This window comes from Clostridium magnum DSM 2767 (assembly GCF_001623875.1).
GTDB lineage: Bacteria > Bacillota > Clostridia > Clostridiales > Clostridiaceae > Clostridium_AM > Clostridium_AM magnum.
Genome location: NZ_LWAE01000005.1, coordinates 314,887 through 337,729, shown reverse-complemented (window position 1 = coordinate 337,729; position 22,843 = coordinate 314,887). Strand labels below are relative to the sequence as shown.

Here is a 22,843-nt window from a genome sequence, read left to right as displayed (position 1 = left end):
AAAGGTTTAGTTATTTTTAAATTATTAAAAAGGAGCTGGATATCTTTTGATGGAAGGTCTAAAAAATAAGGGGATGCTATTATGGAGATAAACAAAAAGATTGATGAACTTAAAAAAGAGATAGTAAGCTCAACACAAGAACTTGTAAAGATTAAAGGTGTTGAGGAAGTAGGAAGGAGTGGTATGCCTTATGGTGAAGGTATAGCTATGGCCTTAGATAAGGCTTTAGAAATTTCTAAAAATCTTGGTTTTAAAACAGTTAACATGGATGGATATGTTGGATATGCTGAATATGGTCAGGGAGAAGATTATGTTGCAGTACTCGGTCATTTAGATGTAGTTCCTGAAGGAGACGGATGGATATATCCACCTTATGGTGCGGAAATCCATGATGGTAAAATCTATGGAAGAGGAACAACAGATGATAAAGGACCACTTATAGCTGCACTCTATGGGCTTAAAGCGATAAAAGATTTGAGTCTTCCATTATCAAAAAGAGTTAGAATTATATTTGGTACAAATGAAGAAACAGGCTGCACGGAAATGCCTTATTATTTAGAAAGAGAAAAAGCACCTGTATCCGGCTTTACACCAGATGCAGAATATCCAATAATATACGGCGAAAAAGGTATTACAGTATTTGATGTAGTTAAAGGTTTAAATATTAAGTGTACAAATGATGTAGTTATAAAAGCTTTAAAAGGCGGTCATAGAGCAAATATGGTTCCAGATTACTGCCAGGCTCTAATTTCTGCTAAAGATCCACAAGCTATTGTTAAGGCTGCTGAAGAATTCAAGAATAGCACAGGTTATGCTGTTAAAGCAGAAGTAAAAGATAGTATGTTGGTCGTAGAATCTATAGGAGTTAGTGCTCATGGGAGTCTGCCTCATTTAGGAAAGAATGCTATTATGCAGATGCTTAAATTTCTTGGAGAACTTCCTATCGGAAAATGTGATATTGCAGATTATATAAACTTCTTTAATGAGTATGTGGGATTTGAAACAGATGGTAAATCTTTTGGAGTGGGTCTTGAAGATAAAGAATCTGGAAAACTTTCCTTTAACGTAGGTACAATATCCATGAATGAAAAAAAAGTTTCAATGTCACTTAATTTGAGATACCCTGTAACCTTTAAATATGAAGATATGATGAATCCATTTAATAAAAAAGTAGACTCCGCTAATATAAAGGTGGAAAACATGGAGCACCAAAAGCCTTTATTTTTCCCGGCGGATCATCCCCTTATAAAATCATTACAAAAGGTATATACTGAACAAACCGGTAAGGAAGCAGAACTTATCGCAATTGGTGGTGGTACTTATGCTAAGGAAATGCCAAACATAGTTGCCTTTGGACCACTATTCCCTGGAAAGCCTGACCTTGTCCATCAAGCAAATGAGTATATAGAAATAGAGGATTTACTACTCAATGCAAAAATTTACGGTCATGCAATTTATGAACTTGCAAAATAGTTATTCTTCAATTAAGACTTGAATTAGATGTAGTATGGAGGGAATGATTATATGCTTACTGATAAATTTACAACAAAGATAAAAAAGCATGAGGAAAATGTATTGAAATATAAAAAGCAGTCTAGTGTTATAGGAAACATCCGACTGCTGGCAATTGCAATATCTATTTATTATACTTATATCACTATAAAACTTAATTACAATAGCAAATATTTATTTATAACTATTTTAGCATATACATCATTTATAGCTTTAGTAGTTTGCCATAGAGTAATCAAAAATAAAATAGATTTTTCTAAAGGAATTATAAGAATAAATAATAAATATTTGTCTAGAATTAACGGAAGCTGGATTGACTTTAAAGATATAGGAGAAGAATTTATAGACAGTAATCATAGATATTCCTCAGATTTAGATATAGTAGGAAAAGAGTCCTTATTTCAATTAATTAATACTACCAATACACCAAAGGGTAGAAATAATTTAGCTAAATTATTATTGGATCCAGACTGTAAGGAAAAAGAAATAATTTCTCGTCAAGAAGCTATAAAGGAATTACAGAATAAACTGGATCTATGTCAACAAATGGAGTATACAACGGGTAAACATAAAGACAAATTAAAAAATCCTCAGAAACTTATTGAATATTCTCAAGACAATACTCTATTAATAAAGTCTAAAAAAACAAAAAATATAATCTATGTTCTTCCTTTAATTACAGTTCCATTGTCTGCAGCAATTCTGCTTTTTAAAATTAAAGAACTTTATGTTTTAGTTGTTGCGGCAACTATTATTCAGTTCTTGATATGGGCAGTTGGTATCTTAAAAATCAATTATATTTTACAATCAGTTGATTACTTTAAATATAATTTAAATACATATGTCAACATACTAAAACTTTTAGAAAAGGAAGAATTTAAGTCAGATGAATTAAAAAATTTGAAGCTGAAACTATTTGGTGAAAAACATTCTTCTATGGTTGCCATAAAGGAACTAGATAAAGTTCTAGATAGAATTAACTTAAGATATAATGGTATACTTTATATTTTATTAAATACTATTCTTTTATGGGATTATCAATGTGTTTTTTCACTAGAAAGCTGGAAAGAGAAGTATGGCTGTAAAATTGCAGACTGGCTTGAGGCTATAGGAAAATTTGAAAGTCTTATGAGTTTAAGCGTCCTAATGCATATAAATAAAGATATTTGTTTTCCTAAAATTCACACTTCAGATTTAGTACTAGCCGCAAAGGATTTAGGACATCCCCTTTTAAACAGCAATGACAGAGTAGTTAACGATTTAGATATGAAAAATAGCATATTCATTATATCAGGATCAAATATGTCAGGTAAAACAACTTTTTTGAGGACTATAGGAATTAATTTAGTATTGGCCTACAGTGGAGCCCCAGTCTGTGCTAAAGAAATGAATTGCTCTCTGCTAAATATATTTACTTCTATGAGAATAAACGACGATCTTAAAAATGGAATTTCTACTTTTTATGCAGAACTTATGAGAATAAAAGCCATAATTGATTACTCTAGCAAGAAAAAAGAAATGATATTTCTCATTGATGAAATATTTAGGGGAACAAATTCATTAGATAGAATAATAGGTGCGAAAAATGTATTAGCTAATCTAAACGCAGCAGGAGTAATAGGAGCATTAACAACTCATGACTTGGAGCTATGTGTTCTAGATAAGCATAATAGAATAAAAAATTATCACTTTTCTGAGAACTATAAAAATAATAAGATATTCTTTGACTACAAAATAAAAATAGGAAAATCTACAACGACAAACGCAAAATATTTAATGAATATAGTTGGCATAAAAATAATAGAAGAATAGAAGGTTTCCCTCGGGAATACTTCTGTTCTTCTATTATTTTTAGATAATATTGACAAATAGAGATGTTATGTATATACTGTTTATATACAGTATATTTAATATACACACTCTTTTAAAGGAGCATTTTTATGAAAATAGTTATTTCAAACTCCGTTGGCGAGCCAATATATGAGCAGATTACAAAACAAATAAAAAATCTTATTTTTAATGAAGAACTTTGTGCTGGTGATTCCCTACCTTCTATAAGAAGTTTGGCACAGGAGCTAAAGATTAGTGTAATTACTACTAAAAGAGCCTATGAGGAATTGGAACGTGAAGGCTTTATTGAAACTATACCAGGAAAAGGCTCTTACATAGCAGGACAAAATAAGGAGCTTTTAAGAGAGCGGAGAATAAAGCTGATTGAGGATAAATTACTAGAAGCTGTGGAGGAAAGCAGACTTATAGGTTTATCTTTAGCGGATTTAAAAGAAATGCTGGATATTTTATATGAAAGCAACAAATAATTTTGGAGGATTATTATGGATAACATTTTAGAGGTAAATAACCTAACAAAAAAATACAAAGACTTTACACTGGATAATATAAGCTTTAAATTAGAAAGAGGCTTTATTATGGGATTTATCGGTCCAAATGGAGCTGGTAAGAGTACTACTATAAAACTTATAATGAATCTTATTAAGAAAAATTCTGGAGAGGTAAAAATTTTTGGACTTGATAATATTACGAGTGAAAAGGAAGTGAAGCAAAAAATCGGCTTTGTCTATGATGAAAACTATTTCTATGAAGAATTAAATTTGTTAGAAATGAAAAATATCATTGCCCCATTCTATAAAAACTGGGAAAATAAGCTTTTTGATAAATATATAAAAGACTTTGATTTACCAGTAAATAAAAAGATAAAAGAGCTATCAAAGGGAATGAAGATGAAATACTCTCTTGCAATTGCACTTTCTCATGGTGCAGAACTTATTATAATGGATGAGCCCACTTCAGGTCTTGACCCTATTTTCAGGAGTGAAATGCTGGATATTCTTTATTCTATTATACAGGATGAAAATAAAGGGATATTTTTTTCAACACATATTACTACAGATTTGGAAAAAATCGCAGACTATATTACTTTTTTAGATAAAGGAAAGATAGTATTTTCTGATATGAAAGATAATATTCTTGAAAATTACAGTATCATAAAAGGTGATAACTTGCTTTTAGATGGTGATATAAAAAAAGAATTTATAGGCATCAGAGAAGGTTCCTATGGGTTTGAAGCTTTGACAAGTAACAGTAAAAATATGAGAAAATTATTTAAAAATAACGCTTTGATAGAAAGAGCTACTCTAGAAGATATTATGGTCTATACGGTAAGGGGGTTATAGAAATGTTTAGTTTAGTTTTAAAGGATATCCTTGTTCAAAAAAAGTATGTGGTATTTTCCGTTTTTTATGCCATATTCTTTAGCTTTCTATTTAAATATGATACTAATTCTCCGATGGTATTTACCATGATTCCTATCATGGTTTCTTATATGCTTGTAATAGGAGCTTGTGGTTATGATGATAAAAACAAATGTGAAATAATGCTTAACAGTCTGCCTATAAATAGATCTATCTTAGTTATATCAAAATATCTATCAACGATTACTTTCATCTTTATAGGAATACTCTTAACTTTTGCAACTACAACAATATTAAACATCTCTGGATTTGCTAAGTTTAATAAACTAATGAGTTTAGAAGATATTTTAGTTCCCGTAGTTGGAGTCCTACTTTTTGCTTGCTTATACTTTCCTTTTTATTTCAAGCTTGGATACCAAAAATCAAGATACTTCATTACAGCAGTGTTTTTCCTTATCTTTGCCATCCCTACTACTTTATCTAAAATAATACCCAAAGGAAGCACACCTCCAAGTTTTATAGTTTATTTAAATAGTCAACCAGATTTGATAATAGGCATGTTTATTACTGCAGTAACGTTTATCTTGTTGCTTATATCTATATGCTTTTCCATTAGATTTTATCATAATAGAGATTTATAAGTGTCTGCGTAAATAGATAAACACGGCGGAATCTAACTTATACTAGGGGGTATAAGTTAGATTCCGCCGTGTTTATCTGTAGACTCTATTTTACTATACTTACCTTTTCTCCATCATCTAATAGGTTTTGACCTTCTGTGATTATATCGGCACCGGCTTTTATGTTACCTATTACTTCTGTAGACTTATCATTTGAAATTCCCGTATCTATGGATACTTTTCTAACTTTGCTATTTTCAACTACATATATATAGTTTACACCATTTTCTATCTTAATAGCTTGATTAGTAACAGTTAAGACATTATCTTTGCCTTCAGCTTGTAAGGATACTTTGGCAAACATACCAGCTTGTAGTTCACCCTTTGAGTTATCTACCCTAACTTTCACTATATAAGAGTTATCCTTAGAATTAATATTAGGACTAATTACATCTATAACACCAGATATTTTTTTATTATCTAATGCGGTTATAATTACAGGCACTGATTGTCCTATTTGAATCTTCCCAAGCATTTTATCTGGAACAGTTATTTCTGCAGTTAACGAGCTGGAATCTATGACAGTAACTGAACCAGATTGTCCAGATGCCATCTGACCAACCTCTGCATCTTTTGAAGATACCACTCCTGTAATAGGTGATATAATTGTAGCATTATTCACCTGTATTTGTGCGGTGTTCACTCCTGCCTGTGCCTGGTCCACTCTTGAAGCTGCAGACCTTGTAGACTGTGGACCTATTTTATTTTCTATTATATTTAAACTGTCTTTAGCCGCCTTTAAATCTATAGAAGCATCATCATATTGCTTTTTTGAATCATCCAATTCTTTTTTAGATATAGCTCCTGATTCATATAACTTTTCCATTTTATTATAGTTATCTTCTGTACTTGTAAACTGTACTTGAGCTTTTCCAACCACTTGTTCTGCTTGTGATATTTGTTGTGCCTGACTAGAATCACTGGTTTTTTCTAAATCTGCATATGCACCCTCTAGTGCTGCCTGTTGTGACCTCAAATTTGCCTCAAGCTCTGATTTATCTAAAGTATATAAAACTTGTCCTGCAGTAACTCTATCTCCTACGTTAACATTAACACTAGCAATTTTGCCTCCATTTTTTGAAAATACCGCTACTTCTTTTGCAGGTTTTAAATTACCTGCATATTCTACTTCTGCTGATATACTTCCAAGATTTATTTTTTGTGCTTTGACATTTTTAATATCTTGTTTTACTTCTATCCCTTTATTTTTTTTAGCAGAAGTAATACCGTTAACTGCTACTGCTGCAACCACAAGTAAAGCTATAACTATTAAAGTTTTTTTAGTTTTAAACCTTTTTATATTTGGCCTTTTTATTTTAAACTTTTTAAAGTCCATACTCTCCTTCCTCCTTTACATTTTTATCTTTCTTTTTTCTAAAAATAAAACTTTTCAAATCCTCTATAAGTGTATATATTACTGGTAATACAATAGGAGTTACTATGGTCGACACAATCATCCCCCCTATTATTACTATACCCATACTCTTTTTCATCTCGCTTCCTTCACCTAAGGACAACGTCACTGGAAGCATGGCAACTATCATTGTTGCAGATGTCATTATTATAGGCCTCAATCTTGTCATACCCGATTCTATAAGGGCATCCTTCAAACTCATTCCCCTTTTCATAAGAGTATTAGTATAATCTATCAATAATGTACCATTTTTAGAGGATAATCCTTCAAGCATTATTATCCCAATTCCCGACATTACATTTAAGCTTTGTCTGGTTAACGCTAAAGCAATTAAAGCTCCCATTACAGCAAAGGGTAGTGCAACCATTCTTATAGCTGGTGTTAAGAAGGACTCATAAAGCACTACTAATATCATGTATATAAGCGCTATAGATGCACCTAATGCTAATGCAAGAGAACTACCTGCTTCATTCATATTTTCATCTTCTCCTCCAAAGCCTATGGTATATCCGGCCGGTACTTTAAGTGATTTCAATTTAGTTTTAATATCACTGATAACTGGTCCAACTACTCTTCCCTGAACATTAGCATCCACAACAGCTACATCCTGTTTATTTTCTCTCTGTATAGATGGAGGGATATCTGATTTTTCAATAGTTGCAACTTGACTTAGTAATATTTGTTGTCCTTGAGAATTGGATACTCTTATATTTTTAATGTCATTGATACTTTCTACTTCTCCCTTCATAAATTTAAGAGTCATATCATTTTCTTCATTGTTTGCTCTATAAACTCCTACCTGATTACCTGAAAGTGCAACTCTTATAACACCACCTATATCTGAAGTAGTAAGTCCATAGTTAGAAGCAGCTAGACTGTCTACACTTATTCTTATTTCGCTATTTCTTATTTTCGTTGAGTTTCCTATATCCGTTGTTCCTGGCACTGATCTTAATAGTTTTTCAACTTCATTTGATAATGCTTTTAATGTATCTTCATCTTTTCCTTTTATTTTAATAGATATTGGTTTACCACTTCCGCTGCTGCTATCTGATTCTGTTACCTGAAAATCTATTCCAGGTATCTTTTTGCCAAACTCACGAACCTGACTTGCAACCTCACTTTGACTCTTTTTACGTTCTTTCTTAGGAACTAAGTTAACATAAAGTCTAGCAACAGCTTTATCAGAACCCGATTCACCATTCCCCCCAACTATTGTAAAATAATTCTTTATTTCTTTCATTTTATGCAAATAATTTTCTACTTCAACTACCTTTTCATTTGTTTGTTTTAGTGTAGAACCAGGACTTAGTGATATATCTATAGAGATAAAACTCTCATCAGATTTAGCCATAAATTCTGTATTTATCATTCCAGCTAAAAGAAGCACTATGCTGAGTACTATACCTGTTATAGATATAAGTAAGACCTTCCATCTATTATTTAATGACCAAAGAAGAGATTTTTTATATAATTTTAAAACTTTACTAAATAAGCCTTTTTCCTCTGCTTTTAGTTTCTTCTCAGCATCTGTTTTTTTAAGTAATCTAGATGCAAGCATTGGAGTAACTGTAAAGGAAACTATAAGGGAAAACATTGTAGATATAGCTATTGTCAGTCCAAACTCTCTAAAAATTTGTCCTATCATCCCAGACATAAATGCAATAGGTATAAATATAACAATGTCACATAAACTTATAGCAATGGCTGCAAGACCTATTTCCTTTCGACCAGAAATGGCTGCATCTATAGGTTTTTTCCCCATGTCTAAATGCCGTTGTATATTTTCTAATACTACTATAGAATCATCTACCAAAGTACCTATAACTAAAGATAACCCTAACAAAGACATTAAGTTTAAAGTAAAATTAAATTCATACATAAGGAAAAAAGTAGATATAAGAGATGTTGGTATAGCAACTAAAACTACCATTGAAGAACGTAGACTTCGGAAAAATAAATAAAGTACTACTGCAGTGGTTAATATTCCTTCTAAAAGATTATGTTTTATCTGGGTCAAGGCAGAAGTAATAAAAATAGTATTATCAAATGCGACATCTATGTTCATTCCTCTAGGCATAGTTTTTCTGATTTCGTCTAATTGTCTTTTTACGTTATCAGCTACTTCTACTATATTAGCATCACTCTGCTTAGTAACCATTATTCCTATGGTCTTATTATTTTTAAATCTTATTGTTGTATTAGACTCTGGAACTTCCAAGTCTATTTTAGCTATATCAGAAAGATGTATATTTCCTCCAGATAAAGTTGGTATCTGCAAGTTCTTAACATCATTAATATTTTTGAATTGACCAACTACTCTTACAGATTGATCCATATTTTCCTGCTTAATTTCTCCGCCTGGTATGTTTAAGTTATTTAATTGAAGTCTTTGTGATATAGAATTAACACTTACCCCATAGTAACTCATAGCTGTTTTATCAAGTTTTATCATTAATTGTTTTTTGTCTCCGCCTACTAATGTAACTTTTCCTACTCCTGTTACCTTCTCAATTTCATCTTTTAATCTGTCAGATTCGTTATAAAGCTCGTCATAATTAGCAGCTCCATTCATAGAAAGGATTAAAATAGGCTGATCACTAACACTCATCTTATATAGAATAGGTTTGTCAGCATCTTTTGGAAGCTTACTGGATGCATTTTCAACTGCTTTCTGAACATCTAAGTATGCTGTGTCTGTATCTGCTGTCATTTTGAAGGTTATTGTCACTGTACCATATCCTTCTTTTGCACTAGAATTAATTGTATCAATACCACTAATTCCAGATACAGCATCTTCAATAGGTTTTATAATATCTTTCTTTATATCCTCTGCACTAGCTCCATTATAGGAAGTGGTTATTGATATAACAGGTATATTCATGGATGGCAATAAATTTGAACCCATATTTTTGTAACCAATAACACCTAGTGCAAGCATTAATACTATTGCCATCCATATTGCAGTTGGTCTTTTTACTGATATTTCAGTTATACTCATACTTGTCCTCCTTTTTCTAATATTAAGGTTAATCTAATTCATATTTAGAATGTATTTCATCACCTCTTTTCTTTTAGTATTTTCAGCATTAGCTAATAATTTATGATTATTACAGCATTGTTAGCTCTACTATATGACTTCACTACCTTTAAATGAATATCAAATCATATTTTACCACAATTGTTTTTTTATTACATCATATAAAATCAATAAACATTTGTAAAATTCTTTCGTTTACTTATAAAGTTAATAGTACGGAAGATAAATCCACCGAAATACCTATCATAAGTCTAAGTTCTCAATTGTTTATCTATTGTTTATTATTGTTTATTTATTGTTTATTTTACATTAAATAACTTTACATGATATAATTACAAATACCATATTATTTTTTAATAAGAGCTAGCTAAATAAGGGGGAAACAAAATTGAAAAGTAAAAAAATTATAATTCTAACAGTAATAACTGCTATTATTACATATTCAAAACCTATAATCGTTAGAGCAGCAACAAATTCTGCTAATACTTTATCAAGTACTTATGCAGTAAATTCTACTCAATCTGCTGCTAAAATTTCTAAAGATAGAGCTAAACAAATAGCTAAAGATGCTTTCAAAAATTATTTTGATATTACTATTAATGATTCTACTTCTAATCTTAGGATAGATTCACGCTCATCTGATTTTAGTGGACAAGGCGCTAATGGTTATTGGAGTATAAGCTTTAACATAGATAATGGCAGTAATCAATCTAATGGATTCATATTAATTGATCAGATCACTGGTAGAATAATTAATTTGAGCAGCTATACCTATAATATTCAGGATAGTGGTATTAAACCAGTGTCTAATATTACTGAAGATGAAGCTAAAGCTACTGCTGAAGCTTTCCTTTTAAAAATTGCTCCTGAAGAATTTAAAACCTCTAAATTTTTAAAAGATAATCAAGCTAAAGCTATAAATAATCAAAATTTCAATTTTTTCTACAATAGACTAGATAATAATATTCCTGTATATGGAGATCATATTTCCGTGGGTGTAGATGGACTTACTGGTAAAGTTACTTCTTATTCTATTCAGTGGACAGATAACTTAAATTTACCTTCTAAAGATGGAATTATCGATGAGAAAAAAGGTGCAGATTTAGTGGGTGAAAATACTAAGATGAGTCTATTTTATATTCCTTCATCAGATACTCTTAACCCTCAAATAGAAAAAGAGACCAAACTTGTTTATTCTAATAATTCTGATGATTCAAATACAATTGATGCTAAAACAGGCGAAGTGCTTAATATAGACAAACTTACCGGAAAAAAAGTAAAATCCAAGGATATAACCGCTGAACAAAAAGAAGAAATTTATAAGAACTATAAAGCTGCAGGAAAGTCAGAAAAAACTTTAAGTAACGATGAAGCAGAAGAAATTGCAAAAGAAAAGCTTAAATTACTTTACAATAAAGATTTTACTATAGTTTCTTCAGGTTATGGTACACGCTCCTCTGGAATTAATGGAAATATAGTTAGGACATTGGATTTTTCATTTAATATAAATAATTCAAGTGACGATAATAACAATCATCAGATTTGTATAAATTCTTCAAATGGTGAAGTTGTTGATATCTATACATTTAATAGGTTTTCAAATGATAATGAAGAAAAGTTTGAACCGAAATTAACTTCTGAACAGGCATACGACAAAGCAATACAAATTATATCTAAGCTTTATCCTGAAAAAATTAAAGAAATAAAAACAGAACAAAAAATTATTGATTTTTCTAATATAACTTCTACTTCTTATCCACAATCCAATATAGGCTTTAACTTTCAAAGAATTGTAAATGGTATACCTTATAAGAATGATGGTGTAAACTTAAATTTCAGTGCCAAAACAGGAGAGCTGCTTAATTTAAATTGCAATTGGGAACACTCAGTTTCTGCGCCTGCAACTTCAAATATAATAAGTTCAGATAATGCAAAAAAAGCATTTCTTTCAAATAATATACCAGAACTTATGTATATGCTGATTTCTAAGGATATCGATTCTAAAAATAGTGAAAAAGAAACAAAACTTGTATATTCTATAAATAACTCATATTATTTCAATTCCACTTACATTGATGCATTTTCTGGTAAGTTACTAAATTATTATGGTCAAGAAATAGATGATAATTTAAATGATTTCCAAAGTGCAATAAAAGGCTCTACTGTAGAGAAAGAAGCTACTATATTAGCCTCTAATGGAATACTTGATACTAAAGATTTTAAATTAGAAGGAAATATTACAAAACTACAATTCATCAAAATGTTAACTAATGTAAAAAATCTTGATCGTTACTATGGAAATACGGATACCATGGATTTAAAAATCTCCACTACAATTGCTAAAGATTCAGCTGATTATAAATATTTACAGCTAGCTGTAAATGCTGGAATAATTGATAACTCAGGAGAATTTAAGCCATCAGATTTAGTTACAAGAGAAGAGGCTTCAATCTATTTAGTAAAATTACTACACTACGATAAAATTGGAAAACTAAAAGATGCCTTTAATTTCCAACCAACAGATAAATCTTTCATATCATCAGATTACGTAGGATATGTATCTCTTGCAAAGACCCTAGACCTTATTGATGTAGATTCAAATAATAATATTAGGCCTAAAGATAACATAACTATGAAAGAGGTCATAAAAGCAATTTATAACACTCTTCAATAACTTATTTTTAAGGACAAGGGCTTATCCCCTGTCCTTAAAAATTTATTTCTATATTGATCCGGTGACTACCCGCTCTAATACTCCCATACGCACTCTGTGAAAGCGATTCGCACCAAATCAGAGATTTGGGCTCTCTGCTTTTCTCCAAAGTGTACGTTGCGAGCGGCTACGCCCCTGGATTCGTTCAACTAAGAATCAGGTGGGGGGTAAATGCCTAAATGGCATTTAACGGGCAAAGCCCCGGGTCGTAGACGAAACCCCATCTGATTCAAGTTTCCACTTCATTAATTTTCTATAGTTAATCTCTTAGCCACTCTAATCTTAGTACTCTCTTTACCTATTTACGAAATTTTGACTGAACCTTCTGAATTTATTGATTGTAATTATATTTTTATTAGTATATAATGTTATAAATAATAATCTGTGAGGTATGATATTATGGACAATATGCCATTAGAAAAATTTGAACAGAATCTCCCTGAAAAATTAAAGAATTTTATTGATCCGCAATTATACAGTAAATACCAAGTTAAACGTGGCCTTAGAGATATAGATGGACGAGGAGTACTTGTAGGTTTAACAGAGATTGGAGATGTACATTCCTATATCATCGACGAAAATGATATAATTCCTATACCAGGAAGTTTAATGTACAGAGGGATCAACATAGAACATATTACAAATGGATTCCTTAGTGAAGGTCGCTTTGGTTTTGAGGAAACTTGTTACTTATTACTTTTTGGCGAATTACCTACCAAAGAAGATCTTATTTCTTTTAGGGAACTTATTTCTAAATATAGAAGTCTCCCTGAGGATTTTGTCCGTGATATGATACTAAAAATGCCAAGCAAGAATATAATGAATTCGCTGGCAAGAAGTGTACTAGCTCTTTATAGTATTGATGAAAAAGCGGATGATACTTCCTTAAACAATGTTTTAAAGCAGTGTATCAGACTGATAGCTTCTTTCCCACTACTTGGTGTTTACAGCTACCAGGCACTCTCCCACTATTACGGCAATAAAAGTCTTATTATTCACAGCCCTCAGCCTTACTTAAGTACCGCTGAAAATATCCTACACATGCTTAGGGCTGACAACAAATATACTAAACTTGAGGCAACACTTCTAGATCTTGCTCTTGTACTTCATGCTGAGCATGGAGGTGGTAATAATTCTACCTTTGTTACACATGTTGTTACATCAACTGGTTCAGATACTTATTCAGTAATTGCATCCGCTCTTGGTTCTCTAAAAGGCCCAAGACATGGTGGTGCAAACCTTAAAGTTGTTGAAATGTTTGATGACATGAAACTCAACTTAAAGGATTGGAAAAAGGACGGAGAGATTGAAGATTATCTTTTAAAACTGCTTAAGAAGGAAGCTTTTGACCGATCCGGTCTTATTTATGGAATAGGCCATGCTGTTTATTCAATTTCTGATCCAAGAGCTGTTATTTTTAAGTCTCATGTTAAAAAGCTTGCAAAAGAGAAAGGCTTAGAAGATGAATACAATCTTTATGCAAAGGTAGAAGAGCTTGCTCCTAAAGTAATGGAGAAGTTTTTCAAAGTCAGCAAGAACATCAGCGCTAATGTTGACTTTTATTCCGGTTTTGTATATAGAATGCTTGATATACCAATTGAAATGTTTACACCTATTTTTGCTATTTCAAGAATAGTAGGCTGGAGTGCACATCGTATTGAAGAAATTGCAAGTAACGGTAAAATTATTAGACCTGCATACAAATGTATTTCAAAAAGACGTGCCTATACTCCATTGGAAAATAGATGCAGTGGAAAGTAGTATGATAAATTTTTTCACAATATAGTACATCAAAATTTTAAAATATTATAGTTTTTCAATAACAAAAAGGTTGTCGTAAAGTAGACAATCTTTTTTGCTTTAAAACCATAAGAATATATTATAAGTTATCTTGAAACACTATTTGTGAGGTGAATATAATGAATTTATTTATACCAGATGTTGCTTATATAGACCCTAGAAGCACAAAATACCCTTCTTCAAAAACTACAATGGAATATTTAAAAAAATTCAATGTTCCTATTATTAATTCCAGGAAAGTTGTAATAGAAGGTACGACCCCTGGCGAGAATTACTCAAAGGCAAAACGAACTATTTATGTAACTATAAACTCAGAAAAAAAATTAAAAAGCTGTAAACCCTCTGCAGATTATCAATTTTCTTTATCAAGCTCCTGTCCAGGAAGCTGCGAATATTGCTATCTTCAGACTACACAGGGTGAAAAACCTTTCATGAAGGTATTTGTAAACGTAGAGGATATATTGAATGTTATTCAAGAACATATAAACAGTAATTTGCCTAATACCACAACCTTTGAATGTGGAAGTATCACTGACCCAGTAGCCCTTGAACATTTAACTGGCAATCTGAAAAAATGTATAGAATTTTTCGGTAACAGCGAGAAAGGCAGACTTAGAGTAATTACTAAATTTAATAATGTAGATTCTTTTTTAGATATAAGTCACAATAATCATACAAAATTTAGATTCAGCGTAAATACACCATATGTAATAAGTAAATTTGAACATAACACCTCAAGTTTTGAGGAAAGAGTAGCCGCTGCAAAGAAAATTGCAACCAGTGGCTATCCCATAGGATTTATTATTGCACCTATTATGATTTATGATAACTGGAAAAGTGATTATAAGGAATTAATTCATACATTAAAATCTACGCTAGAGGATTTCGATACTGAAATTACTTTTGAACTGATACAGCATAGATATACATCTACAGCCAAGGAATTAATCCTCACTCGCTTTCCTAACACTAAACTTGATATGAATGATGAAACTAGACAGTTAAAATGGGGACCCTATGGTAAGTTTAAATATGTATATCCAAAAGAAAAAAGTTCAGAACTTAAGGAATATATTTCCGAGCTTATCACTACTAATTTTAAAAATGCTGTAATAGAATACTTTACTTAATAGACATATTAGTTTATCCGATGACTACCCGCTCTAATACTCCCATCTTCTCCAAAGTGGGAGTAAAGAGCGGCTACGCCCCTGGATTCGTTCAACTAAGAATCAGGTGGGGTTTGAAACCCCATCTGATTCAAGTTTACACTTCATGGTTTTTTCAAGCATTAGATTAATCGTATAAAAGAATTTATACTCCAAATAATAGACTTTATAAAAGTAAGTCAAATATTTGGAGGTATTAAAAATGGGAACTAAAATGGTTGAAACCTTATCTGCTATTTCTACATCATCACAAGAAGTGACCTCAGATATATTAGTATTACAGTTTACTATTGTAACTGCTTGTATAGTTGGAAACTCCAGCAACTGGGTCCTTGTAGATACAGGACTTGAGAACTCTGCAGACTTTATATTAGAATCTGCTGAAAAACGTTTTGGAAAGAATTGTCGTCCTCAAGCAATTATACTTACTCATGGACACTTTGACCATGTTGGATCAGTTATCACACTTGCTAATCAATGGAATGTTCCAGTATATATTCATAAGTTAGAACTTCCCTATGTGACTGGTAGAAAGGATTATCCTGTAGGAGATGCTGCTGTAGATAAAGGCATGGTAGCAAAAATGTCTCCAACATTTCCTCATACAAGTATCAACCTAGGAGACCGTGCTAAAGAGCTTCCTCCTGATGGCAGCGTACCAAATATGCCTGACTGGAAATGGATACATACACCGGGGCATACTGAAGGCCATATTTCCCTTTTTAGAGAAAAGGATCATTCACTTATAGTTGGAGATGCCTTTTGTACAGTAAAACAAGAATCTCTTATATCTGTATTAACTCAAAGTGAGCATATAAGCGGACCACCTAAATATCTAACTACAGATTGGAATACAGCAGAAAACTCAGTGAAGGTTCTCAAAGATTTAAAACCTTCACTGGCAATCCCAAGTCATGGTGAGCCAATGGAAGGTCAGAAGCTTACAAACCATTTAGAAATGTTAGTAAGTGATTTTAAAGAAATCGCAAAACCTAAACAGGGACGTTTTGTTTAGGCAATCATGGAATGGGTCCTACTTTAGCATGAACTACTAATCACATATTAAATTAGCTGCCTATATAGAAACAAGCAAAGTAAAACCATACTTTGCTTGCTTTTTAGCTATACCTTTCAATACACTAATCTTTTACACCCGTTGTACATCTTACTATACTCTAATGAATATAATTTCTATAAAACAGCGGTGAGCTTGGATCGAGAAATTCTCCTAACAATTTACTAGCAGTATAGGTACTAAAAGAGAAGAATAACATTATTATAATAAGAAGAAAACTCATACCGTCATATCTCAGAGTCAAATCTTTTTTCAATGCCCTATCATTTAATACTAATACCTCAATGCCGAGAGATACCAATATCAACGGCCAAAAGTCTAATATTTTTTTCTCCAAAGGCATATTAAAAACTGTAATTAAAAGATATAGTATCCCTAAAATTATTAGAAGTATACCTAAGGTAAGAGTCCCTACTCTTCTTGATTGCATAATGTATCACCTGACTTTATCTTTGATTTCTTTCCTTTAAGCATAAAGGCTCCAATTGATATTAGTATTATGGATATAACTAGAGATTTAAAACATCTTATATAATAGTAATCGATGTATCTGCTTAATACAGGAATTATTAAATTATTTATCATAGAAAAAATGCCCATTACTATTAAAATATACGCTATATACTTTTCTACTAAGCTGCTATTAGAAAAATGTTTCATAGATGCCACATCAGCAAAGATAGGTAAGTCTGCATCTATTAATGGATCTTCTTTTAGACTTTTTAATCTTACATCAAAGATGCTATAGAACCATATTATAGGAAGAAAAACAGCAAGAAACTCCATCTCAAAGGATGCTGACATAAATATTATTGCGAAAAATAATAGCATTAATTGTATCCCTTGTCTAACAAGTCCTAAATACATGTGTCCAGCTCCAGGCATAAGTGAGAAAAATATGGCAACTCTTTTTGAATGTTTCAAAATACAACCACTCCTTTAATTTTGTATTAGACATCTGAAAGAAAATAACAAGTCAAAAATGCGACGGATATTTTGCGTCAGACAAGGAGACAGGTTCCGCAGATAGCCGACCCTATCTAAGGGTTCTACCGACGCAGTATGACGCAAAATAGACTAGCATATTGACTAGTTATTTTTTTGAAGATGCCTTAATTCTATGACTTAAGTTTACTAGGAAAATCTTAAGATAAAAATAGTTAAATTCTTAAGTTTTTCTTAATTATCAATCTTATATCTATATATTTTGATATAATCTAAATGAATATAATGTATTTGGAGATGGTGAAAGATGATAAAAGAAACTATTCTCATAGTAGATGATGAAAAAGAAATTAGAGATTTGATAGGTATATATTTAGAAAATGAGGGCTTCAGGGTCATTAAAGCCTGTAACGGATTAGACGCCTTAAAAGTTTTAGAAACTGAAGAAGTACACTTGATAATACTAGATATAATGATGCCTAAAATGGATGGAATGAAGGCTTGTTTAAAAATAAGAGAAAGTAGAAATATGCCAATCATTATGCTTTCTGCTAAAAGTGAAGACATGGACAAAATACTTGGTCTTACTACCGGAGCAGATGATTATTTAACTAAACCTTTTAATCCTTTGGAACTTATAGCTAGAATAAAATCACAGATTAGAAGATATACAAAATTAAATAATTCTCAAAAAGTTAAAGTTGATGAAATAATAGAAATTGATGATTTGATTATAGATACAAATAATCATGAAGTTAAAATAGGAAATAAACTTGTAAACCTAACAAAAAGAGAGTTTGAGATATTAGAACTTCTTGCTAATAATAGAGGAATGGTATTTAGCACTGAGAAAATATATGAAAGTGTATGGCAGGAACAATTTTATGAATCAGATAATACGGTTATGGTACATATAAGAAAGATAAGAGAAAAGATTGAGGAAAACACCAGAAAGCCTAAGTATATTAAAACAGTATGGGGAGTTGGATACAAAATTGAAAAATAGAAAGCTCTTTCGTAGTTTATTTAGATTTTATTATTTTTCAAGAGATAAAATAAGTAGAAGCATCAGGATGGAGTTGGTGGTAGCTTTTGCAGTGTGTTTATTTGCTGCTACCATTGTATCCAGTTGGTATGATGGCTATTATAAAGAAAAAAACGCCATGGAAAAAATAGATTATAGTAGTGGAATAGAGCGTATATCTGATGCTGGTGATTACGTAAAAGAAGAGACTAAAGGCAAATCTTTAAGTATAAAAGATACTCAAAATATAACTAAAATTGTAAAATCTGCAGAAGGTCATACTTCAAATAATACAACAGTTAAAATATACTTAACAGATATTCATGGAAAGATATTATATAAATCAAGTAATGCAAAGGAAACTGAATTAAATATACAACAAATAATAAAAAAGGCCTCCGAATATAGAAATGAGTATAATAATTCAACTATAATTGATACAGATAATGGAATTACCAAAAAGAGAGTAGTATTAAATAAAGTACAGGAATATGTGGATATAGATGGGATAAACTTTTCTGATGGAGATGCCTATTTAATAATAACCGGTATGCCTCAGGCGAAAACCACATATGTAAGGCCTAGCGGCTCCCCTATGTCTGTCTTGCAGGGTTTAGTTGCTTTTATAGCATTATTTTATTTTCTTACCAGCAAAAAAATGAGGTATATAGAAAAAATTTCTGAAGGACTTCTTCAAATAGCAAAAAGCAATTTAGATTATAGCATAGAAATCCAGGGAAAAGATGAGTTGTCTAAGCTTGCAGATAATATAAATTCTATGGCAAAAGAACTTAAGCGAAGAATTGAGGGCGAAAGAAATGCAGAGAAAACAAAGGGTGAACTCATAACCAATGTGTCCCACGATTTAAGAACACCACTTACATCTATTAAAGGATACCTAGCACTTGTAAAGGATAGAAAATATAAGGATGAAAATGAACTTTGTGATTTCATTAATATAGCCTATAGTAAATCCGAAAAATTAGAGGTGCTTATAAATGACCTCTTTGAGTACACAAAGCTAAGTAATAAAGGAATAACTTTAAATTTGCAGTACATTTCTTTAAATGAACTATTAGAACAACTTATAGAGGAACTATATGTAATATGCGAAGAAAGCAATGTAGTGATAAACAAAGGATTATGGAACAAAAAGATATTAGCTAAGGTGGATGGCGACAAAATAGCACGAGTTTTTGAAAATCTTTTAATGAATGCCATACGCTATGTACCAAAACCAGGAGAAATAAACGTAAGTTTGTGGAATGAAAATGAATATATAATGGTATCTGTAGAAAACAAATGTGAAAACATAGATGAGACTCAACTTGAAAAGATTTTTGACAGGTTTTATAGAGCAGATGAATCCCGCTCTGAATCCACAGGTGGTAGTGGTTTAGGCCTTGCAATATCAAAAAGCATAGTTGAATTACATGGTGGCAGAATATGGGCAGAGATAAAAAATGAAAACATAGTTTTTTATGTTAAGCTTATGAATAATACAATGTAAGAAGTATTTTGTTTTTCATTTCACTTACCTATAATTATTATTTGATATCTTCTAATATTTGCATAAAAATGTTTATTATACAAATAATACACTTTATGAAAGTAAATATTAAATGCTATTAGGCTTTAGGAGGTATAACCATTGAATGAGGGTTTAGTTGTATTTGTGCGATCTATTATCGCTTTCTTTACTTTACTTATTTTTGCCAAGATACTAGGTAAACAACAAATAAGCCAATTAACATTTTTTGATTATGTACTGGGTATAACAATAGGTTCTATTGCTGCAAGCCTTACTACTGACTTATCAAGTCGTGCTTGGCCTCATTGGGTAGGCTTGCTTTCTTGGGCATTACTTGGATATCTAATGGAGTATATCTCTATGAAGTGGAGATATGCAGCAAAATATATAGAAGGTGAGCCCACAATAGTTATCATGAATGGCAAAATAATGGAAAGAGCAATGAGAAAAATGAAATACACAGCAGCTGATATTATGGGATTACTAAGAAGCAAAGATGTATTTGATTTAACACAAGTGGACTTTGCAATTATTGAACCAAATGGCCAATTATCTGTGCTTAAAAAGGCTGAATACGAGCCTTTAACAGCCAAGGATATGAATATTTCTAAAACGTCAACAGGCATAAGTACAGAGCTTATTTATGATGGAATGATCATATCAGAAAATTTAAGGCAACTTGACAAGGATAAAAACTGGCTTAAAAGCCAGCTAAAAAAGCAAGGTATTAAGAAGGTTTCAGAAGTCTTTCTTGCTACACTAACCCCTTCTGGTTCTTTGTATATAGATAAGTATGATGATCACATAAAAAAAGTAACAGATATAGGTGATTATAAAGGTCCTTACTAAAGGAGGAAATTATTGTGAGAAAATTTTTTGTAATAGCTATCCCTATAGTAACATTAGCTTTCTTTATATTAGTAATGAACAGTGATAACATTTTAAAATATCATTTAGGAAATAACGATAATATACCTGGGTCTATTCAAGAACTTAAACAAGATATTCAAGATGAAAAATGGGAAGAAGCAAATAAGAAAACTGATGAACTATCAATGTCGTGGAAAAAAGTAGTGAAGCGAGTTCAGTTTAGCGCAGAGAAGGATGAAATAAATGAATTTGACATGAACATAGCCCGTCTACGTGGTGCTATTGTGACAAAGAATAAATCAAGTGCATTTATGGAACTTACTGAAGCTTATGAACACTGGGAAAATATCGGAAAATGATGATATAGAATTAAAGAAAAACACTATCAAAATTCATATTATGTTAATGAATTTTGATAGTATTTTCAGCTTATCTTAGAATCTAAAATCTCTTTTTCCTTCTCTTAATTCTGTCAAATGTTCCTTAACTATTGCTTTAACCTTTTCATTTGGTATCTTTTCAGTTTCTATAGCAATTAATGCTTCTCCATTTTTCTTTGTTTCATCGGCAGCATAATCCTCTAAATACTCCTTAAGAGTCATCAAAGCATTTGGCTGACAACAGTTTGCGATTTGTCCTGATTTAACAAGACTCATAAAACGATCTCCTGTTCTTCCTTCACGATAGCAAGCAGTACAGAAGCTTGGAATATACTTCATTTTTAAAAGCCAATTTACAATTTCATCCAAGGTACGAGTATCATTAACATCAAATTGTGCAGAGTTATCCTCTTCTGTTTCAGGTTCAACATAACCACCAACGCTAGTTCTTGAACCTCCACTGATTTGTGATATACCCAATTCAAGCACGCGCTCACGAGTTTTTTGTGATTCACGAGTAGATACAATCATACCTGTATATGGCACTGCAATACGAATAATTGCTACTATTTTTTCAAAAATTTCATCTGATATTGCATTTGAGAAGTTTTCAGGATCAATATCATCTGCTGGACGGATACGAGGAACGCTTATTGTGTGTGGCCCTACTCCCATAGCTGATTCTAAATGCTCAGCGTGCATTAGTAATCCTACAAAGTCATACTTGTACATATTTAAACCAAATAGAACACCTAGTCCTACATCGTCGATTCCACCTTCCATTGCACGATCCATTGCTTCAGTATGATATGCATAATCGTGCTTTGGTCCTGTAGGGTGAAGTTCTTCATAACTCTTCTTATTATATGTTTCTTGGAAAAGTATATATGTTCCAATACCAGCTTCTTTTAATCTTGTATAATTCTCTACTGTAGTAGCAGCAATATTTACATTTACACGTCTGATTGCTCCATTTTTATGTTTTATTGAGTATATTGTGTTAATACATTCAAGAATATATTCAAGAGGATTATTTACAGGATCTTCCCCTGCTTCTAAAGCTAAACGCTTATGGCCCATATCTTGAAGTGCAATTGTCTCCTTCACGATTTCTTCCTGTGTCAATTTCTTTCTTGCTATATGTTTATTTTTATGATGGTATGGACAATAAACACATCCATTTACGCAATAATTTGAAAGATAAAGAGGTGCAAACATTACTATACGATTACCATAAAATTTCTGTTTGATTTCCCTTGCAAGTTTAAACATTTCTTCATTTAGGTCTTCCAAATCACATTCCAATAATACAGCTGCCTCTCTGTGAGTTAAGCCCTTACAGTCCTTTGCTCTTTCAATAAGACTACTTATAAGTTCACGGTTGCTTTTGTTCTTCTTCGCATAATCAAGTGTGTCCAGAATTTCCTCATCACTAATAAATTCAGTTGCAATTTTAGATTTAACATTATACATTAATAACC

The 22,843-nt window shown here is 31.6% G+C and carries 18 protein-coding genes; 13 read left to right on the top strand and 5 right to left on the bottom strand.

The genetic code is table 11. From position 1 onward, the window contains the following. Nucleotides 1–81 precede the first annotated feature (81 nt). The 5 genes from pepV (at nucleotide 82) to CLMAG_RS20505 (ending at nucleotide 5,362) form a co-directional block, all read left to right on the top strand. The gene (gene pepV, locus CLMAG_RS20525; protein ID WP_066626836.1) at nucleotides 82–1,473 is read left to right on the top strand and encodes a dipeptidase PepV; all 1,392 of its coding nucleotides are present in this window, start codon (nucleotides 82–84) and stop codon (nucleotides 1,471–1,473) included. Between the two features lie 51 nt (nucleotides 1,474–1,524). Continuing rightward, on the top strand, nucleotides 1,525–3,324 hold the full coding sequence (locus CLMAG_RS20520; RefSeq protein WP_066626835.1) for a MutS-related protein: 1,800 nt from the start codon (nucleotides 1,525–1,527) through the stop codon (nucleotides 3,322–3,324). A 128-nt stretch (nucleotides 3,325–3,452) separates the two neighbouring features. Beyond that, nucleotides 3,453–3,830 carry a GntR family transcriptional regulator gene (locus tag CLMAG_RS20515; protein WP_066626830.1) on the top strand — a complete coding sequence of 126 codons (378 nt, stop codon included), beginning with the start codon at nucleotides 3,453–3,455 and terminating at the stop codon, nucleotides 3,828–3,830. A 15-nt stretch (nucleotides 3,831–3,845) separates the two neighbouring features. After that, the gene (locus CLMAG_RS20510; RefSeq protein WP_066626824.1) at nucleotides 3,846–4,703 is read left to right on the top strand and encodes an ABC transporter ATP-binding protein; all 858 of its coding nucleotides are present in this window, start codon (nucleotides 3,846–3,848) and stop codon (nucleotides 4,701–4,703) included. A 2-nt stretch (nucleotides 4,704–4,705) separates the two neighbouring features. Then, nucleotides 4,706–5,362, top strand: coding sequence for an ABC-2 transporter permease (locus tag CLMAG_RS20505; protein WP_066626822.1), 657 nt, complete (start codon nucleotides 4,706–4,708; stop codon nucleotides 5,360–5,362). Nucleotides 5,363–5,447: 85 nt separating this feature from the next. On the opposite strand, the gene CLMAG_RS20500 is transcribed toward CLMAG_RS20505, so the two are convergent. Next, nucleotides 5,448–6,737: an efflux RND transporter periplasmic adaptor subunit gene (locus CLMAG_RS20500; protein WP_066626820.1), complete on the bottom strand. Its 1,290-nt coding sequence runs from the start codon at nucleotides 6,735–6,737 to the stop codon at nucleotides 5,448–5,450. Further along, nucleotides 6,727–9,816 (bottom strand): efflux RND transporter permease subunit, encoded by a 3,090-nt coding sequence (locus tag CLMAG_RS20495; protein ID WP_066626811.1) that lies wholly within the window; start codon nucleotides 9,814–9,816, stop codon nucleotides 6,727–6,729. The genes CLMAG_RS20500 and CLMAG_RS20495 overlap by 11 nt, the downstream gene beginning before the upstream one ends. A gap of 427 nt (nucleotides 9,817–10,243) precedes the next feature. Here CLMAG_RS20495 and CLMAG_RS20490 point away from each other — a divergent pair, with 427 nt between their 5' ends. The 4 genes from CLMAG_RS20490 (at nucleotide 10,244) to CLMAG_RS20475 (ending at nucleotide 16,552) form a co-directional block, all read left to right on the top strand. After that, nucleotides 10,244–12,529, top strand: a complete 2,286-nt coding sequence (locus CLMAG_RS20490; protein ID WP_066626807.1) for an S-layer homology domain-containing protein — start codon at nucleotides 10,244–10,246, stop codon at nucleotides 12,527–12,529. A 438-nt stretch (nucleotides 12,530–12,967) separates the two neighbouring features. Then, the gene (locus tag CLMAG_RS20485; RefSeq protein WP_066626806.1) at nucleotides 12,968–14,329 is read left to right on the top strand and encodes a citrate/2-methylcitrate synthase; all 1,362 of its coding nucleotides are present in this window, start codon (nucleotides 12,968–12,970) and stop codon (nucleotides 14,327–14,329) included. A gap of 158 nt (nucleotides 14,330–14,487) precedes the next feature. Next, nucleotides 14,488–15,498: a spore photoproduct lyase gene (gene splB / locus CLMAG_RS20480; RefSeq protein ID WP_066626805.1), complete on the top strand. Its 1,011-nt coding sequence runs from the start codon at nucleotides 14,488–14,490 to the stop codon at nucleotides 15,496–15,498. 241 nt (nucleotides 15,499–15,739) lie between these two features. Next, nucleotides 15,740–16,552, top strand: coding sequence for an MBL fold metallo-hydrolase (locus tag CLMAG_RS20475; RefSeq protein WP_066626801.1), 813 nt, complete (start codon nucleotides 15,740–15,742; stop codon nucleotides 16,550–16,552). A 160-nt stretch (nucleotides 16,553–16,712) separates the two neighbouring features. Here the strand turns inward: CLMAG_RS20475 and CLMAG_RS20470 are convergent, their stop codons facing one another. Both CLMAG_RS20470 and CLMAG_RS20465 read right to left on the bottom strand, forming a co-directional pair. Further along, complete coding sequence (locus tag CLMAG_RS20470) at nucleotides 16,713–17,042, bottom strand: hypothetical protein (protein ID WP_066626799.1); 330 nt, start codon at nucleotides 17,040–17,042, stop codon at nucleotides 16,713–16,715. Next, nucleotides 17,024–17,536, bottom strand: a complete 513-nt coding sequence (locus CLMAG_RS20465; RefSeq protein WP_066626797.1) for a hypothetical protein — start codon at nucleotides 17,534–17,536, stop codon at nucleotides 17,024–17,026. The genes CLMAG_RS20470 and CLMAG_RS20465 overlap by 19 nt, the downstream gene beginning before the upstream one ends. 331 nt (nucleotides 17,537–17,867) lie before the next feature. Between CLMAG_RS20465 and CLMAG_RS20460 the strand changes: the two genes are divergently transcribed. From CLMAG_RS20460 to CLMAG_RS20445, 4 genes are all read left to right on the top strand, one after another. Beyond that, entirely contained in the window at nucleotides 17,868–18,563 is a 696-nt protein-coding gene (locus tag CLMAG_RS20460; RefSeq protein WP_066627057.1) for a response regulator transcription factor, read from the top strand. Then, nucleotides 18,553–20,091 (top strand): HAMP domain-containing sensor histidine kinase, encoded by a 1,539-nt coding sequence (locus CLMAG_RS20455; RefSeq protein ID WP_066626793.1) that lies wholly within the window; start codon nucleotides 18,553–18,555, stop codon nucleotides 20,089–20,091. The genes CLMAG_RS20460 and CLMAG_RS20455 overlap by 11 nt, the downstream gene beginning before the upstream one ends. A 141-nt stretch (nucleotides 20,092–20,232) precedes the next feature. Next, nucleotides 20,233–20,961 (top strand): YetF domain-containing protein, encoded by a 729-nt coding sequence (locus CLMAG_RS20450; RefSeq protein ID WP_066626792.1) that lies wholly within the window; start codon nucleotides 20,233–20,235, stop codon nucleotides 20,959–20,961. Nucleotides 20,962–20,975: 14 nt separating this feature from the next. Further along, nucleotides 20,976–21,341 carry a DUF4363 family protein gene (locus tag CLMAG_RS20445; RefSeq protein WP_066626791.1) on the top strand — a complete coding sequence of 122 codons (366 nt, stop codon included), beginning with the start codon at nucleotides 20,976–20,978 and terminating at the stop codon, nucleotides 21,339–21,341. Between the two features lie 75 nt (nucleotides 21,342–21,416). On the opposite strand, the gene hydG is transcribed toward CLMAG_RS20445, so the two are convergent. Further along, nucleotides 21,417–22,835 carry a [FeFe] hydrogenase H-cluster radical SAM maturase HydG gene (gene hydG / locus CLMAG_RS20440; protein ID WP_066626789.1) on the bottom strand — a complete coding sequence of 473 codons (1,419 nt, stop codon included), beginning with the start codon at nucleotides 22,833–22,835 and terminating at the stop codon, nucleotides 21,417–21,419. Nucleotides 22,836–22,843 lie beyond the last annotated feature (8 nt).